Source organism: Collinsella sp. AF36-3AT (assembly GCF_003475205.1).
In the GTDB taxonomy this organism is placed as follows: Bacteria; Actinomycetota; Coriobacteriia; order Coriobacteriales; family Coriobacteriaceae; genus Collinsella; species Collinsella aerofaciens_AF.
In genome coordinates, this window is the sequence record NZ_QROZ01000002.1 from 259,081 (window position 1) to 276,587 (window position 17,507).

Here is a 17,507-nt window from a genome sequence, read left to right on the forward strand (position 1 = left end):
GGCCTGCGTCGCCCCGCTACGCCACCAGCTTGTCAAAAGCCCCGCGCCGGTTGAGCACGGTAAATGCAATCACGCAGATGCCCGCCGACAGAATCGACCCGCACGGCGAGGCGATGCCCATGGGGAACAGCGTGTCGGAATAGGCGTTCGACAGCAGCCATGCGCCGGGCACGCGAATGAGCACCACGGCCAGCACGTTGTGCGCAAAGCCAATGTAGCTCTTGCCATACGCAGCGAAAAAGCCGCTAAAGCAAATGTGGATGCCGGCAAAGATCGCGTCGAAAATATAGCTGCGCATATAGCCGGTACCGGCGGCGACTACTGCAGCGTCCTTGGCAAAAAAGCCGATAAACGCCGGCGCCACCAGCCACATCAGCACCGTGATCAGGCAGCCGTACACCACCGAGATGGTCATGGCGTCCTTGAGTACCTGACGCGCGCGATCGCCCTTGCCCGCGCCGGCATTTTGCGCCGTGAGCGCGCTGACGGTAGCGCCCATGGAACTCGGCACAATGAACAAAAAGCTGATCATCTTTTCGACCAGGCCCACGGCGGCGGCGTCGACCAGACCGCGGTGGTTGGCGATGACGGTGATGAACATAAACGCCACCTGGATGCAGCCGTCCTGCACGGCCACGGGCACGCCGATCTTAAGAATGCTACCGAGCACCTCGGGCTGGGGGCGCAGGTCGCTGCGCTTAACGTGGATGTTCGTGCGGCGGCTCTTGAGCCACACGAGCGCGAGGGCAACGCTGGCCGTCTGCGCGGTCACCGTGCCGAGCGCCGCGCCCACGGGGCCGAGCCCCATGTGGCCGATAAACAGAAAATCGAGCGCGATGTTGATGATGCATGCCACGCCAATCACGTACATGGGCGAGCGCGAATCGCCCAGCCCGCGAAAGATGGCCGAAAGAATGTTGTATGCGGCGATAAACGGAATGCCCATAAAGCAAATGCGCAGGTAGGCGGCGGTGCCTTCGACCGCCTCGGCCGGCGTGCCAATGAGCGCCACGATCTGCGGGCACAGTGCGAGCAAGATAGCGGCCAGCACCACCGAGACACCCATAAAGAGCGTGATGGTGTTGCCGATGGCGGTCTCGGCGCGGTCGAAGCGGCGCGAACCCACGGCGTGGCCGACGATGACCGTCGTTCCCATGGCCAGGCCCACGAGCGTCACGGTAATGATATAGAGCGTCTGCGCGCCGTTGCCCACGGCGGTGATGCCGGCGGCGCCGCTAAACTGCCCCATCATGTACAGGTCGGCCATGCCGTAGAGCATCTGCAAAAAGTACGAGAGCATATAAGGCAGGGCAAAGACCGCGATGGTCTTGAGGACATTGCCGCGTGTGAGGTCGTGTTCCATGGGCGGGGCACTTTCTGGCTTAGATCGTTTACGTACCAGTGTAGTGAAAACCCTACAACGATTGTAGAGTCAAGGTTTGTGTTGGCGGTGGGGCGAAAAAGTCACGCACGCGTTCATTTCCAATTGAATACAGGGGCGCGTCCTGCGAGCTTGGTGCCTGCACTAGCCTTGCAGAAATCGATTTCGGAACACTTGACACCGCCGCACGGCGCGCCATAATACGTGGGTTTGCGAACAACGTTTGATGGGGGATGAACCTGCGTGCGCAATCTCAAGATTCTGTTTTCCTATCTGGGGGCATACCGCCGCGATGCCATGCTCGGCGTGCTCTTTGTGACGGCCGAGACGGCGCTCGAGCTGTTTATCCCGGTCATCATGGCAAATATCATCGACGTGGGCGTGCCCGCGGGCGACATCAACTATATGCTGTTGCAGGGCACGTATATGTTGATATGCGCTGCATTTTCGCTGGTACTTGGCTTGGGCTATGCGCGCACGTCTGCCCGCGTTGCCTCGGGGCTGGGCGCTAACCTGCGCGAGGCGGAGTATCGCAAGATTCAGACGCTCGCCTTTGGCAATCTGGACAACTACGATGCCAGCTCGCTCGTCACGCGCATGACCACCGATATCACCGTCATCCAAAACGCCATCGGCAACGGCTTTCGCCCCATGGTGCGCGGCCCCGTGACGCTCATCGTCGGCTTGGTCTATGCGCTGGTGCTGTCGCGTCCGCTCGCCACCGTTTTCGCGATCATCCTGCCGGTGCTGGCGATCGTGCTGGGCGTTATCACCTATCGCGTCAGTCCGCTCTACCGCCAGCTGCAGACCTCGATGGACCATCTCAACGGTGTGGTGCAGGAGGACCTCACCGCCGTGCGCGCCGTCAAGGCGTACGTGCGTGCCGAGCACGAGGAGGCCAAGTTCGACGCCGTCAATACCGAGCTCGCGCATACGGCGACCAAGACCTTCGGCAACGCCGTGCTCAACCTGCCGGTGTTTCAGCTGTCGATGTACGTGGCGGCGCTTTCCATTCTGTGGATCGGCGGTCGCATGATCCTTGCCGGCGAGCTCGGCGTGGGCTCGCTCACGGGCTTTATGAGCTATGTGCTGTTGATCATGAACTCGCTCATGATGATCTCCAACGTGTTTTTGCTGCTCACCCGCGCACTTGCCAGCGTGGAGCGCATCTCGCGGGTGCTCGACGAGCGTTCGCTTATCCAGGCACCCGACGCTGCCACTGCCGTGCACGGGGTGGCCGACGGAAGCATCGAGTTTCGCGACGTGTCGTTTAAGTACCGCGCGGATGCTGCTGAGGATGTGCTCGAGCATATTGACCTTTGCATTGAGGCGGGCTCCACGGTGGGCGTGCTCGGCGGCACGGGCTCGGGCAAGAGTTCGCTTGTGCAGCTAATCGCGCGCCTGTACGACGCCACCGAAGGCGCCGTGCTCGTGGGCGGGCGCGATGTGCGCGATTACGACCTGGCCGCCCTGCGCGACGCCGTGGGTATCGTGCTGCAAAAGAACGTACTGTTTACGGGTACCGTGCGCGAGAACCTGCAGTGGGGCAATCCACAGGCGTCGGACAATGAGCTCCTCGCGGCTTGCCGCGCGGCGTGCGTGGATGAGTTCCTCGATCGCATCGGCGGGCTGGACGGCTATCTGGGCCAGGGCGGTGCCGGTGTCTCGGGCGGGCAGAAGCAGCGCCTGTGCATCGCGCGTACATTGCTCAAGCATCCGCGTGTGCTCATCTTTGACGATTCGACCAGCGCGGTCGATATGGCGACCGACGCCAAGATCCGCGAGCATATCGCTCAGATTCCCAACACGACGGTGATTGTCATTGCGCAGCGCATTGCGAGCGTCATGGATGCCGATCGCATTATTGTGTTGGACGACGGTCGTGTCCACGGCGTGGGCACGCACGAGGAACTGCTGGCGGGCGATAGCATCTACCAGGAGATTTACGCCTCGCAGATGGAATTTGCAGGGAACGCGGACACCGGCGACGGCTGCGACGATGGCTGCGCGAATGATCCGTTTTCCTGCGTTCCCAGCGGATCGCCCTTGGAAGGGGGTGAGCGCCATGCCTAAGACATCCGCTCAGGCCCGTCCCGCCAATCTGGCGCAGACGCTCCGCCGCTTGCTCTCCTACATGGGACACGCCAAGTTCTCGCTGCTCGCAGTGGGTGTGCTTGCCTCTGTTGCGGCCATCGCGAGCCTTGCCGGTACCTACATGGTGCGCCCCATCGTCAACGGTTTGGCAACGGGCGGCGAGGAACTGCTCGCTAAGCAGGTTATCTTTACCGCTGCCATCTACGCCGCGGGCGTGCTCTCGGCTCTGGGCTACTCGCAGATTATGGTGCGCGCGGCCCAGCGCGTGGTCTCCGATATCCGCCGCGACCTGTTTGCGCACATCCAGATGCTGCCGCTGAGCTACTTCGACAGCACGCGCTCGGGCGACATCATGAGCTTTTTCACCAACGATGTCGACACTGTCTCCGAGGCGCTCAACAACAGCTTTGCCAACGTGATTCAGGCGAGCATCCAGGTGGTCGGCACCACGGCCATGCTCATCATCCTCAACTGGCAGCTCACGATTATCACGCTCGTGTGCGACGCGGCCATTGTGCTGTACGCGCGCTACTCGGGCGCGCGCTCTAAGCGCTTCTTTGCCGCCCAGCAGGCATCGCTTGGCGACCTGGACGGATATATCGAAGAGATGGTCTCGGGCCAAAAGGTCATCAAGGTCTTTAATCACGAACAGGCCAATGTGGCTGGTTTTGACGCACGCAACCAAGAGCTGCGCCGCACCGGTGGTGCCGCGCAGGCCTACGCCAACTCCATGGTGCCCATGACCGTGGTGATCGGCTATGCCAACTACGCCATCGTCGCCGTGGCGGGCGGCATGCTCTGCATCAAGGGGCTCGCCGACGTAGGCGCGCTTGCAAGCTACCTGGTCTTTGTACGCCAGGCGGCCATGCCCATCAACCAGTTTACGCAGCTGGGCAACTTTTTGCTCAACGCGCTGGCCGGTGCCGAGCGCCTGTTTGCCGCCATGGACCTTAAGCCCGAGGTGGACGAGGGCTGCGTGGAGCTGGTGCAGACGGGGGACGCCGCGTGGGCATGGAAGATTCCCGAGGGCCAGGGCGTGGGCGCGTACGGGCACCTGCATGATATGGCTGCCGTTGATGAGTCGGGCCGTGCGGTGGCTGCCGACGGCACCGAGCTCACGTGCGGCTTGGTCCCACTTGCCGGCGACGTGCGCTTCCATGCCGTGGACTTTTCCTACGTGCCAGGCACCCGTGTGCTCACGGATCTCAACCTGTTTGCCAAGCCGGGCCAAAAGATCGCCTTTGTGGGCTCCACAGGCGCAGGTAAGACGACCATCACCAACCTCATCAACCGCTTCTACGAGGTCGATGACGGCGAGATCACGTACGACGGCATCGACGTCAAGCACATTGCCAAGGCCAGCCTGCGCGGGTCGCTCGGCATTGTGCTGCAGGACACGCACCTGTTTAGCGGCACCATTGCGCAGAACATCCGCTTTGGCAAGCTCGACGCGACCGACGAGGAAGTGCGCGCCGCCGCCGAGGCTGCCTGCGCGGATTCGTTTATCCGCCGCCTGCCTAGAGGCTACGACACGCCGGTCACGGCCGACGGCGCCAACCTGTCGCAGGGCCAGCGCCAGCTGCTCGCCATTGCGCGCGTGGCCGTCGCCGACCCACCGGTGCTCATCCTGGACGAGGCCACTTCGAGCATCGACACGCGCACCGAAAAGCTTATCGAGCGCGGTATGGACCGCATCATGCGCGGACGCACCACGTTTATGATCGCGCACCGCCTGTCCACCGTCCGCGACGCCGACGCCATCATGGTCCTTGAACACGGCCGCATCATCGAGCGCGGCACCCACGAGGAGCTGCTCGCCCAGCACGGCGAGTACTGGCAACTGGCGCATGGCTTAAAAGAGCTGGATTAACCTGTTCGAGCACGATGCTTTGACCCCTCCATGCTCCTCACCTCGCCTCAAACCATCACAACATTCGACGTTTTTTGCCAAAATTGGGAAAAGCATCGAATGTTGTGATGGTTTTTCTACCACTCGATCGGGTGGAATCGCTTTCTTGCGCACGAAGGTGTGCGGACCCGTGGGCAGGGGAATAAGGTTGGTTATCCGACTCCATTGGAGGGCTCATGGACCTGCCGATCGTCCTGTCCCATAAGACTGCCTGGCTGTACCACAACGTGGCGCGCCCGTTCGAGCCGCTCTCGCGAGCAAGCAGCCTATACGATGAGGACTCGCTTGCTGGCGAGGCGGAGCCGACCGCGAGCCTGCCCAAATTGGGGCTCGATGCCAAGGGGCTGAGGGCTTCAACGGCAGTTGGGATCGTTACCGACTATCTGGTTTCGCTTGGTATTCCACGAGAAGAGCTCGATCATATCGACACGCTCGTCAACTTCGATTTTGAGCGCTCGACGCCGGCTGGATTTAGGTGCCATGTGTTTGGAGCACCGGTACCTCCAGGCCATCTTATCGAGGTGGCAGAGGGCCTTCTGGTGGTTGATGAGGCCATGTGCTTTGTCCAGGCGGGTTCGTGGATGAGTGAGCCCGAGCAGTTGGAATATGGCTACGAAATCTGCGCCCGATACCATTTGAATCATCTGTCGACAGACGATTATATCGAGATGGGGCAGAGGCACACCGTTGCCGACTTGATTGCTTATTGTAATGAGAACCGATCTCGTCAGGGGGCTGTACGCGCGGCCGCCGTGCTCAAGCGCGTGCACGATGGCGCACGGTCGCCCATGGAGACGGCCACCGCAATCATGGTCGTAGCAAAACGTTCTCAGGGCGGGCTAGGATACGTCAAGGTTGAGCTCAACCATCGGGTCGATGTTCCCAACGAGTTCAAGTATCTCGCAAAGGCCGGGTATTTCGAGATCGACGTATATGCGCCTGCGAGCGGTACGGGAATTGAATACAACGGCTCGGACCATCTTGATAAACAGCGCAGCGCATCTGATGCGGAGCGTATGACCGTGCTGAGCGCGCTGGGCTTTAAGATGATCGTCCTCACCGGGACTCAGTTTGCCCACCAGCTGCAATTGCACCGGGCTATGAACGCCATCGCACTCGCGATGGGCCTTAAGTGCGACCGAAGCGAAGCGTTCCAAAAGCGGCAGAACGACCTGCGAGAATTCGTGATTCGACACTGGGACGGCGGCCTTTAGGGACGTTCCGGTCCTTCTGCGGGGTGCCGTGGGCAGGCAGACCATCACAACATTCGACGTTTTTTGCCAAAAACGGGAAAAGCATCGAATGTTGTGATGGTTTGTATGCTGAGGATGGGCTTGGAAAGTCCGTTTTGCTCGAAGCGACCTGTCCTGTCGTACGGGTGTCGGCATGATTCTCCCGTGGGGTATTATGTTTTCCGAAGAATAAAACGCCGCGTGAGGGGAGGGCTGCGTGGACGGGCACGTGCAACATGACGGCTTTGGCCGCGATATCAACTACCTGCGCATTGCCGTTACCGACAAGTGCAATTTTCGCTGCATTTACTGCATGCCGGCCGATGGCGTGGCGCCCCGCGCGCACGACGAGCTACTCAGTGCCGAGGAAATCGCCCGCTTTGTGCGCTTGGTGGCGGGAGAGGGCATTCGCCGCGTGCGCCTGACGGGCGGCGAGCCGCTGGTCAGCCGCCGTATCATTCCGCTCATTCGCGACATCCGCGCGATCCCGCAGATCGAGGACATCTCGCTCACCACCAACGGCGCCCTGCTGCCCAAGCTGGCGCCACAGCTCAAAGATGCCGGGCTTAACCGCGTCAACATCTCGCTCGACACACTCGACCCTACGCTCTTTGGAAAGATCACGCGCCTGGGTCGGCTCGAGCAGACCGTGGCAGGCATCGACGCGGCGCTGGCTTGGGGCTTTGAGCCCGTTAAGGTCAACTGCGTTGTGGTGCGCCGGCTCAACCAAGATGTGGCGGCCCTTGCGCGGCTGACCGTCGACCGCCCCATCCACCTGCGCTTTATCGAATACATGCCCATTGGCGACGAACATACGAGCTCGCATTGCGCTGTGGATCCGCATGCGCCCGCGCTCAATCCCGAGCTGTGGGACGCGAGTGACACCGTGCCGAGCGACGAGCTGCGGGCGCGCATCAATGCCGGGGCCGCGGCGGCGGGACTGGGCGAGCTCGAGCCGCTCGACATCAACGACGCTCCTGCCGGCGCGGGCCCTGCGCGCTATTGGCACTTTCCGGGTGCGACGGGAACGGTTGGCTTTATTAGCGCCATGTCCAACCATTTTTGCGCGAACTGCAACCGTCTGCGCCTGACGGCCGATGGCAACGTGCGCCCGTGCCTGTTCAGCGATGCCGAGTATTCGGTGCGCGACGCCCTGCGCCGTGGTGATGATATGCAGGTACTTTCGATTTGGCGCGATGCCGTCGCCCACAAACCGCAGGAACACGCGATAATTGAGGGCACGCAACGATTTATGTCCCAAATCGGAGGATGATCATATGGCCAAGAGCAGGTACGCCGATGCCACCAAGGCCGCTCGCAGGGCCGCGATGTCTGCCCACAAAGTCACGGCTGCGGCGAATGCTGGCAACGCCGACGCGTCCGCGCAGCCGACTGCCGGTGCTGCCACCGAGCCCGCCCGTGACGCCCGTCGCGACGAGCTGACGCACGTGGACGCCAAGGGCGAGGTGCGTATGGTGGACGTGTCCGACAAGGCCGAGACCCATCGCATTGCCATCGCCGAGGGCACCATCCTCATGCACCCCGAGACGCAGGCCATGGTGCTGCAGGACCGCGCTAAAAAGGGCGATGTGCTTGCTTGTGCGCGCGTGGCGGGCATCATGGCCATCAAGCGCACGAGCGACATCATCCCCATGTGCCATCCGCTGCTCATTACCAAGAGCAAGTGCGACATTGCGCCCATCGCTCCGGCGGGGACGCCGGCCGAGGACGTGCCCGAGGGCTGGGCGCCGGCGCGCGTGGACGGGCAGGTTGGCTTTCACGTACTGGTTACAGCTGGTGTGACGGGCAAGACCGGTATTGAGATGGAGGCTCTGACCGGCGCGAGTGCCGCGTGTCTGACCATCTACGACATGTGCAAGGCGGTCGATCGCGGCATGGAGATCGTCGACGTGCGCCTGCTGCACAAGGAGGGCGGCCGCTCGGGCGTGTGGGATCGCGCAGAGCGTCAGGCCGCTGCTGTTGAGTCCGTGGCCGCCGACGGTAACGCACCCACAAGCGCGCCCGTCGCCGTCACGCCCGCAGCTCCCACCCCAGCCGTCCCCGCGATCGCGTTTATCGGCTACCAAAACTCGGGCAAGACCACGCTCGTCGAGAAGGTCATTGCCGAGCTCACCCGCCGCGGCCTGCGCGTGGGCTCGCTCAAGCATCACGGGCATCACGGCTTTGATATCGACGTGCCCGCTAAGGATACGTGGCGCCATCACCAGGCCGGATCCAAGCACGTGGGGCTCATCTGCGCTACGCGCTGGGCGGAGTACGCCGACACGCGCGAGGAAGACGAGATGCCCGCGCGCGAGCTGCTGTCGCGCTACAACGATGTCGACGTGGTGATCATCGAGGGCTACAAGACCGAGGGCTTCGACAACATCGTGGTCGCGCGCTCGGGTGTCGACCGTCTGCGCGGCAAGAGCTCGCTCGACCTGGTCGACGGCCACACGCTGGCCCTTGCCTGCAACGAGGCCCTGGCACGTCAGGGCTTCGACGCCGGCCTCGCGACCCGAGCCATCAACATCAACGACGCCCGAGCCATCTGCGATCTTATCCAAGATCACCTTTAAGGGCCGGCTCGCTGCGCTGCCATAACCTGCCAAAAAGGGACAGGTTTGTTTTGGCAGGTTTTATCTGGGCAAACGTCATTTCCACCACAAAGGGGGCCAGGCACCTTTGTGGTGGTTTTGCTTTGGTAGATGGTTGGGACATGCCTTACAATCTACCAAGTAGTTCATACTGAGCGAAAAACGGAGAGAAGGGTCCTGATGCGTCCTTAATGTTTCATGCGGATAGATTGATTTGACAGACGGTGGCGAATACCCACCGCCCGTATTCGTATGAAACAAGGAGTCTCCATGCTCGCATCTCTTCTCTCAAAACCTCAACCTTCGCTGTCCATGCAGGCCAAGCGCCTGGTAGCGATGCGCTTTCTCATCTACACCGGGTTTCAGACCAGCTACTTTATCGGCGTCATCGGAACGCTTACCTATGCGGACGATGCCTCGGTCGTCGCGACATCGCTGGCCGTCCTGTTCATGAATGTTTTCGTGATCCTGGGGTCCTTTGCGGGAGGCGCGGCGCTCGACGCCTGGGGCCCGCGTCGTCATTTCTTGCTGAGCATCGTCGGCACGCTTGTAACCGGCACGGCAATCATTGCCTTTGGTGATGCGACCGGCATTGTCCTGCTCGGCGCGGTGCTCCTAGGCTTTACGATGGGATTTGCCCAACCCATCGCCACGTCCTATCCGGCTTACCTCACCGACGACCCCGCCGAACTCAAAGACATCAATTCCGCCATCGCCATGTTCTCAAACGTGAGCATTATCGTCGGACCCACGCTGGGCGGCTTTGTCGCGGCGGCTGCGTCGTCGCGTGCGGTGTTCGTGCTCATGATGCTCTTTACCGTGTTGGCGTTCGTCGTCAGTTGGGGCTTTAGGCCGCAGGCCAGCCATGTCGCCGGACATGTGGATGCCGATTCGGCAGAGGAAGGGGAGCGTGCGGGACAAAGCTCCAACCCCAGCATATCCTCCCGCGTCACCTTCGCGACCAGCATCAAGACGGTCTTTACCAACAGCGTTCTTGCCCTGCTGTTTTGTATCATTTTTCTTTCGAACTTTGGCTACGGGGCCTTCGATCCGCTCGAGTCGTTTTTCTATCGCGATGTCCTGCACGTCGGCGTTGAGTGGATGGGCTGGCTTTCGTCGGCCTGCGGTGTGGGCGCGGTGCTGGGCGCCGTGGTTGCGCTTCGGATGCCGCCGCACCTAGTCAACCTTAAAACACTGCTCGTGGCGCTTATGTCCGTGGGCCTGGGAAGCCTGCTCTATGTGGGGACGCCGTACGTGGGCGTGGCCCTTGTCGGCCAGATTGTCCTTGGCGTGGCCTGGGGCATCGTCAACCCGCTCCACAACACGATCGTGCAAACGACGGCCCCGCTCGAGCAACTCGGTCGCGTGAACTCGGTCATGGGCTTTGGCAACATGTTCGCCGGCGTGGCGCCGCTGGCGATTGCCCCGTGGCTGGCGGCGACATTTGGCGTGCAGCAGACACTCGTAGGGGCGGGCATGGTCGTGACGGCAGTTCCCGCGGCGCTGCTGTTGTTTGGACGCCGGCATTTGGATCGTGCCGCAAAGCAGTAAAAACCATCACAACATTCGATGAAAACCTCGATTTTGCCGAAAAACGTCGAATGTTGTGATGGTTTGCGCCCCGGGCCAGGCCACCACAAAGGGGCCAGACACCTTTGTGGTGGTTTTGCTTTGACGGGCCGCGGCTGCACCTTGGTATACCATGTACGCCGCTTACGAATTCATCCAGCGCCGCCGCGCAACCCAGAAAGGCCCCCATGGACACCACCTTCAGCCACATCAAAGCCGTGTTCTGCGATATCGACGGTACGCTGCTCACGAGCCAGCACACGGTGTCCCCGCGCACCGTGGCGGCGATCCGCGCCCTGCGCGAGCGCGGCGTGCTCTTTGGCCTGTGCACCGGGCGCGACGCCCACGCGACCGAGGCCATGTACGAGCTCTGGGGCATCGAAGGCCTGGTGGACGTGCTCGTGGGCTGCGGTGGTGCCGAGGTCATCGACCGCGCGCACAACATCAACGAGCTGAGCTATCCGCTGCCGGGCGAGACCATCGCGCGCATCTGCAAGCACATGGCGGACCTTCCGGCAACGCCCGTCTGTCCCCGAGACGGCGTGTTCTACGTGCCCGAGAGCAACGCGTGCGTCGAGCACCTGTCGCGCGTCGACGGCGTGCCCTACCAGGTGGTCGATTTTGCCGAGTTTTTGCGCGATCCGCAGCCCAAGGTGATGTTCACCATGGCGCCCGAGGTGATGCCGCAGGTCATCGAGCGAGCATCGACGTTTGCCGACGACACCGTTAAGGCGGCGGCTCTGCAAACCACGCAGCGGCTCTACGAGTTCATGGATCCGCGCGTGTCCAAGACGCGCGGCCTTGTGCGTGTGGCGGAGCTCAACGACATGGAGCTCCAGAACATCTGCGTGTTTGGCGATGCGGACAACGACACCTGCATGGTGGCTGACGCCGGCGTGGGCGTGGCCATGGCAAACGGCAGCGACGCCACCCGTGCCGCCGCCGATTTTGTAACCGCCAGCAACGACGAGGACGGCATCGCGATCTTTATCGAGGAGCATCTGCTGTGGCGCCGGGGGAGAACCACCGCAAAGGGGACAGGCGCCTTTGCGGTGGCCTCAGGCGATTTGGGCGAATTGATGCCTAAAATCTTCGCGTAAATTCAAATAACGTCGTTTAAACATCACGCTTCTAACCACCGATGGGTTAAAGATATTCTCATCAGTTTGGTAGGATATTCATCCCGGTTGATGACCTACCGCTCACGGTCGATTTTTGACCGTTCACAGGATGTTTGCTCTTGAGCAAAATGTTGTGCAAATAAATCTAATGCCATTAAAAAATAATACGCAACTAAATTACCAGCAGAAACAAAAAATAGATAGCGAATAAACGAAGGTAAATCTGAGCAAATGTCAAGAGAATTGAGAACTCGCTACAAAAATGTCGGTTTTGTTGCTCAGATGTTTAAACAATCGTTATAATTGCATTACTAAACGAGCGCAATTACAGATTGCGCAGATACGTTTGATGGTGAAAGAGCAAGATCGCGGTCTCTTGGGGAGGAGACATCGATGAAAGCGAATTCGGACAAATCTAAGCAGAGTAATAAAGCGACGCGCCGTGTACTGGCAGGCGTTTTGTGCGGAGCCTCCGTTTTGAGCCTGGTACTGTCGCTCGTCATGCCCCCGATCTCGCAGGCTATTGCCAACGATGCCCAGACGGTTTCTACCGAGGAAACTGTGATGGGGGGGGGGTTCCTCAACTGAGTCTACTGATGTAGACAACACTACTAACGAGGATGCCGAGAACCAGGATAATGACGATGCTGCGGGCGACGACGAAATCCAGCAGGAGGAGCAGCCCAAGGACGAGTCGCAGGCAGAAGAAAATGAAGCGATTGACGATGCCGCTGGTTCGTCAGCCGAGGAGGCTGTGGCGAGCGAAGAGGTAGCCACGGACATCAAAAATGCCGATGATTTGCAGACAAAGCTTCTAGGCGTTGAGGAAAATCAAACCGCCAGCTTTACGCTTGCGGCTGATATTGACTTTCCTGGTGAAATCACACTTAACAAAGGCGGCAGCAATATCACCCTTGACCTAAGTGGTCATAAGATTAAGCACTCCAGCGCCGACAAGCCGTTATTCAATGTTGCCGGTGGTGCGACACTTACAATTAGGGATTCTGCACAGGTGGGTGAGACGGTCAGCGAGGGCCAGCAGCTAGCTGATCAGGGGCAGAGCCTGAATGCCGCCAATTATGGCAAGAATGCCGAACTGATTTACGATAACGATAACATTCCATCTAATTTTACCTACTACGTGACCGAATCGTCCCCGAACGGAACAGGTACAACCGAGACACTTGTCAGACATAACGTCGATATTAAGGGCGCCATCGTGGCGTGCGACGGCAACGCAAATCTAAAGCTCATCAATCTGTATAACAACAACGGCAAGGGTGGCACGTTTAACCTTGTGAGCGGCGTGATCACGCAAAAACAAGGCAGCAGCGTTAGCAGCTTGGTCTTTGCCGAGAACGGCTCTACCGTCAACATGAGCGGCGGCTACGTTTGTGGCGCTTCTAGCTCGGGCGCGGGCGCGGGCATTAAGGTATCCAACGCGAAAGGCGACGCTTCGACCCTTAATTTGACCGGTGGTGTAATTGCCGGCAACAGTGCTCCTAATGGCGGCGGTGTGTATGCTGAAGGTTCCACGGTCACCATAGCTGGTGGCGTAATCTCCGGCAACAGCACGCTTCCTTCTGGTGCTGGTTTCGGCGGCGGCATCATGGCTTCGGGCGGCAGCGCTACTGTTTCCGGCGGCTACATCACTAACAATAAATATGCCAAGTTCTGTGGCCAAGATGGTTATGGCGATCATGGCGGTGCTGGACTTGCCGCTAAAAACGGTACTCATGTCACCATTTCGGGCGGCCAGATTACGGGCAACTATTCTGAGGAAGCTGGCGGTGGCGTTTACATTACCGATGTCGATCGACACGGGGCGAGTTCTCGCGAGACAATGGCATGGCTCAACATTACGGGGGGAACTATTGCCGCAAATGTGAGCAACCGTTCCGAGGGTGCTGGCATTCGCGTGGGCCAGATGGTTGACGCGATGATAGAAGGTGCGTCAAAATCTACTCCAGTCTATATCACTAATAACTCCTGCATGTCTCGCTTTGACTGGGGCGGAGGCGGTATCTTTGTCCAGGGCGATTCGGATACCGCATCTAATGCGGGCAGGCTATTTGTCTATAACTCCTATATAAGCAGCAATGAGGCCGGTGGCTACGGTGGCGGCGTTGCGGTTTGCCCGACGGGCAAGACCTTGGTGACGAACACCTACGGCACAGCGATCTTTGGAAATACGTCTGCCAAAGATCAGCATGACGCAAAAGATGATTATAAATCTGAGAATAATAGCGGCAACGAAGGCACCCCTCACCTATCCGCTGGTGGCTACAAAGACCTTGTCCACAAAAAGAACCAGGATACTGACGCCTACAATAGTCCTGACTTTCGCGAAAACGGTCACGCCGATTTCTTCCTTGCAGCGGAGGGTCACCGCGAGCCAATCGCGGCGGTGATTGGCAAAATGCTCGGCGGCGGTGACGCCGAATACTCGGGAAGTAAAGAGCTTACGCAAGCCATTACTATCCCTGCTAACGGTGGCGTGCAGGTATATAACAGCATCGGTCTGAGCTCGGGTGTTCAAGCTGGAGACGCCGCGGCAACTGCTGCGCAGACAGCCGCGACAACCTTCATCACGGGCAATTATTCCTGGAACCATGGCGGCGGCATCATGTCGAACGGCGACCTGTACTTGGGCGTGCCTGCGGATACGTATGTCTATCCGAGCCTTAAGCTGAAGGCAACCAAGGCGCTGAAAATGAAAAATAAGCAGACCGAGGAAAGCATAGCGCTCGCCAAAGACCAGTTCTCCTTCTCGGTCTACCGTAAGGATTCGGATGGCGCGACGGAGCCCTCTTGGAATGACAAGACATTCAACAGTGGCGGCTGCACCTTGGTCGGAACCGCCAAGAATGATGCGGACGGTAACATCACCTTTGACCTTGGCGAACAGTTCATTGATAAGACTGTTGAGGCTAACAAGATTACATACTACTTGGTCGAAAATGCTGGCAATGATCTCGACATCACGTACGACCCAGCCGTGTACAAGATTGTGGTGACGGTTCAGGACAACCAAACGCTACTCATGAAGGTGCCGAGCAGGGAAAATCCAAACTCGGACGTTCCTCTTTACGTTCACAACTACACGATCACAAGCGTGAGTCCGAGAGATTCAACTAACTCGCTGGAAAAGGACGACCAAGGCTATTATTCGATTAACGGTCCCGACGGGGAAAAGACCTTCACCAACAAGTACACTCCGTACACCTCTACCGGCACCTGGACTCCTAAGGTGACCAAGGTCGTAAAGGGCGGCGAGATGAAGGAGTTTACGCTCGAGTTTGCGGATAACGCGGACTTCAAAAATGCCAAGACGGTTGTGACCAACCCCAAGGGCGAGATTATCACCACTGCCGACGGCGGCAAGTCCCAGACCCTGAGCTTCGACAAGATCGAGTACAAACTCGATCAACTCAACAAACTTCCGACTGACTCCACTGGCCGCGGTGCAAGCAAGACCTTTACTTATTACGTTCGCGAGCAGCAGCCAGCCACGCCGTTTACGAACTATACGTACGACAAGTCGATTTATAAGATTACGGTCAACGCGACTGACGACTCTGACCACCATATCAACGTCAATGCGACCTACAAGCAGATTCAGGATCGTGATGGCAATCCAGTGACCACCGACAAGCCCCACGACCTCACCGAGTCCACTCCCACCTTCACCAACACCTACTCCACCTCTTTGCCCCTTTCTGGTATGTCGGGCGTCACTCTGACGTACCTTGCCGGCGCGGCGGTGCTTTGCGCTGCTGCGGCCTGGATGCACATTCGTCGCAAGGCGAATGCGAAGGGAGGCGAGCGTCGTGAATAAGAAAGTTTGCTCCTTCCCGATCTTGTTTGCGCTGCTTGCCCTCCTGATCGGCACCTGCGCGGTTGTGTTCCCCGCATCCGCGCAGGCCGCGCCGACCTCGACCGGTTCCATCACGGTGAGCGGCACCGTGGCGAGCAGCTACGACGCCTACCAGATCTTTAGCGCCAACGTCGTCGACGGCGACAGCGACGCCAAGATCGCCACCGACCTCGCCTGGGCAAGCGACGCCGCGCGCGATGCCGTGTTGCCTGTGCTGCACAGCGCCGGTATGCCCAATTCCCAGACCACCGCGCAGGAAGCTGCCGAGTGGCTCAACACCGATTCCCACCTCACGAGCGCGCTGAGCGCACAGCTCGCTCGTTCCCTCCAGAGCTCTGGCGCCGTGTCTGTGCCCCTTAACGCGGGCACGGCGGCCGATCTGCCCTGTGGCTACTGGCTCATCGTCGCCAAAGACGACGCCATCTCCCAGAACGAGGCCGGCACCGCGCCGATCATGGCCCTGGTCGGCGGCAGCGCCGTCACCGTCAAGCCCAAGGCGGCGACCCCCAAGGTCGCCAAGCACGTGCTGGAGGACAGCGCCGCCGCCTGGGGCAAGGCCGCCGACGCCACGGTCGCCGACGACCTGTACTGGCGCCTCTCTGCCACGGTCCCGGCGGGGCTCACGGCCTACGACACCTATACGGTGCGGTTCGTCGACACCATGAGCGCGGGACTCGAACCCTCCAAGGTTGCCGCGAGCATGCGCGTGTACGTGGCGGCGGGCACGGACGGCGGCTTCGACGCCGTCTCGGCCGGCAAGGACGGCCGCGCCGGCACCGAGTCCGCGAAGGGCTGGACCGACATCACGGCCCAGTGCGCCACCAAGGTAGCGACCGACGGCAAGACCTTCACCGTGCGCACCGGCGACCTGATCGCCGCGCTCGGCGGGGCCGACGCCTTCACCGCGGGCGCCCGCGTGGTCGCCGTGTACAATGCGCCGCTCAACAGCGCGTGCAACCACGGCATCGCGAAGGGCAACCCCAACGAGGTCTACCTGCGCTACCCGCGCTCTCCCTTTGCCGACCAGTCCGGCGATGCCGGCTTCACCCGCACGCCGAGCGACGACGCGTGCGCCTACACCTGGGATCTCGCGCTCACCAAGCGCGGCAGCGACGGCGACAAGCCGCTTGCCGGGGCGGTCCTGAGCATCGCCGACGACCGCGGCCGCACGCTGTCGGCCGACGGCACGTGGGATGCGGAGGGCAAGGCCACCGTCACCACGGGCGAGGACGGCCGCGTGACCGTCTCGGGCGTGGACTCGGGCAAGCTGGAGGTCCGCGAGCTCAAGGCGCCCAAGGGCTACACCGCCTTTGAGGGTACGCGCTCCGTGACGGTCAAGGCCGAGGGCCTGGACGTCGACCAGGTGGCCGCCGCCAAGCCCAAACTCACCATCACGGCCGAGTCGCCCCTGCGTGCCGACAGCGCGGACGGGTCGACGGGCAGCCTGGAGGCGTCGCTCATCAACACGCCCACCGGCACACCCCCTAGCATTACCACCGGAGGCTTTATGCCCTCGACTGGCGATATGGCAATGTACGCCGCGGCCGCCGCAGCGGTCGCCGGAGCCGCGCTCATCGTGGTCGCGCTCCTGGTCAAGCGGGGAGGTGGCAGCCATAAAGAATAGCTGGCAGCCCCACAGAGAGCGGGGCGAGACGTAGCGAAGTAGATGCTAAGACGCAGACAGATGATGACCGATCGAATGAGAACCAACCGGAAAACGGAGGAAA

Annotated in this window: 11 protein-coding genes; 10 read left to right on the plus strand and 1 reads right to left on the minus strand. The window is 60.4% G+C overall.

Annotated elements, in window-relative coordinates; genetic code table 11:
- Positions 1 to 16: 16 nt before the first annotated feature.
- On the minus strand, positions 17 to 1,363 hold the full coding sequence (locus DW003_RS03505; RefSeq protein ID WP_118387559.1) for an MATE family efflux transporter: 1,347 nt from the start codon (positions 1,361 to 1,363) through the stop codon (positions 17 to 19).
- A 315-nt stretch (positions 1,364 to 1,678) separates the two neighbouring features.
- Here DW003_RS03505 and DW003_RS03510 point away from each other — a divergent pair, with 315 nt between their 5' ends.
- The 10 genes from DW003_RS03510 to DW003_RS03555 all read left to right on the plus strand — a co-directional run bounded on the left by DW003_RS03510 (position 1,679) and on the right by DW003_RS03555 (position 17,404).
- Entirely contained in the window at positions 1,679 to 3,454 is a 1,776-nt protein-coding gene (locus tag DW003_RS03510; protein WP_118387641.1) for an ABC transporter ATP-binding protein, read from the plus strand.
- Positions 3,447 to 5,345, plus strand: a complete 1,899-nt coding sequence (locus tag DW003_RS03515) for an ABC transporter ATP-binding protein (protein ID WP_118387561.1) — start codon at positions 3,447 to 3,449, stop codon at positions 5,343 to 5,345. Before DW003_RS03510 ends, DW003_RS03515 begins: the two co-directional genes overlap by 8 nt.
- A 215-nt stretch (positions 5,346 to 5,560) precedes the next feature.
- Entirely contained in the window at positions 5,561 to 6,598 is a 1,038-nt protein-coding gene (locus DW003_RS03520) for a hypothetical protein (RefSeq protein WP_118387563.1), read from the plus strand.
- A gap of 235 nt (positions 6,599 to 6,833) precedes the next feature.
- Positions 6,834 to 7,889 carry a GTP 3',8-cyclase MoaA gene (gene moaA / locus DW003_RS03525; RefSeq protein WP_233545478.1) on the plus strand — a complete coding sequence of 352 codons (1,056 nt, stop codon included), beginning with the start codon at positions 6,834 to 6,836 and terminating at the stop codon, positions 7,887 to 7,889.
- A gap of 4 nt (positions 7,890 to 7,893) precedes the next feature.
- Positions 7,894 to 9,195, plus strand: coding sequence for a molybdopterin-guanine dinucleotide biosynthesis protein B (gene mobB, locus DW003_RS10110; RefSeq protein ID WP_118387565.1), 1,302 nt, complete (start codon positions 7,894 to 7,896; stop codon positions 9,193 to 9,195).
- Positions 9,196 to 9,483: 288 nt separating this feature from the next.
- The gene (locus DW003_RS03535; RefSeq protein ID WP_158573179.1) at positions 9,484 to 10,764 is read left to right on the plus strand and encodes an MFS transporter; all 1,281 of its coding nucleotides are present in this window, start codon (positions 9,484 to 9,486) and stop codon (positions 10,762 to 10,764) included.
- A gap of 206 nt (positions 10,765 to 10,970) precedes the next feature.
- Positions 10,971 to 11,882, plus strand: a complete 912-nt coding sequence (locus DW003_RS03540; protein ID WP_233545479.1) for an HAD family hydrolase — start codon at positions 10,971 to 10,973, stop codon at positions 11,880 to 11,882.
- Between the two features lie 414 nt (positions 11,883 to 12,296).
- The gene (locus DW003_RS03545; RefSeq protein WP_118387568.1) at positions 12,297 to 12,491 is read left to right on the plus strand and encodes a hypothetical protein; all 195 of its coding nucleotides are present in this window, start codon (positions 12,297 to 12,299) and stop codon (positions 12,489 to 12,491) included.
- A gap of 166 nt (positions 12,492 to 12,657) precedes the next feature.
- A complete protein-coding gene (locus DW003_RS03550) occupies positions 12,658 to 15,741 on the plus strand; it encodes a Spy0128 family protein (RefSeq protein WP_118387570.1) in 3,084 nt (1,027 codons plus the stop codon).
- Positions 15,734 to 17,404 (plus strand): SpaA isopeptide-forming pilin-related protein, encoded by a 1,671-nt coding sequence (locus DW003_RS03555; protein ID WP_118387571.1) that lies wholly within the window; start codon positions 15,734 to 15,736, stop codon positions 17,402 to 17,404. Before DW003_RS03550 ends, DW003_RS03555 begins: the two co-directional genes overlap by 8 nt.
- Positions 17,405 to 17,507: the final 103 nt, after the last annotated feature.

What these genes read in the sequence shown, in the direction of transcription:
- DW003_RS03505 (WP_118387559.1), bottom strand. Translation starts at nt 1,363, where the DNA reads ATGGAACACGACCTCACACGCGGCAATGTCCTCAAGACCATCGCGGTC.
- DW003_RS03510 (WP_118387641.1), top strand. Translation starts at nt 1,679, where the DNA reads ATGCTCGGCGTGCTCTTTGTGACGGCCGAGACGGCGCTCGAGCTGTTT.
- DW003_RS03515 (WP_118387561.1), top strand. Translation starts at nt 3,447, where the DNA reads ATGCCTAAGACATCCGCTCAGGCCCGTCCCGCCAATCTGGCGCAGACG.
- DW003_RS03520 (WP_118387563.1), top strand. Translation starts at nt 5,561, where the DNA reads ATGGACCTGCCGATCGTCCTGTCCCATAAGACTGCCTGGCTGTACCAC.
- mobB (WP_118387565.1), top strand. Translation starts at nt 7,894, where the DNA reads ATGGCCAAGAGCAGGTACGCCGATGCCACCAAGGCCGCTCGCAGGGCC.
- DW003_RS03535 (WP_158573179.1), top strand. Translation starts at nt 9,484, where the DNA reads ATGCTCGCATCTCTTCTCTCAAAACCTCAACCTTCGCTGTCCATGCAG.
- DW003_RS03540 (WP_233545479.1), top strand. Translation starts at nt 10,971, where the DNA reads ATGGACACCACCTTCAGCCACATCAAAGCCGTGTTCTGCGATATCGAC.
- DW003_RS03545 (WP_118387568.1), top strand. Translation starts at nt 12,297, where the DNA reads ATGAAAGCGAATTCGGACAAATCTAAGCAGAGTAATAAAGCGACGCGC.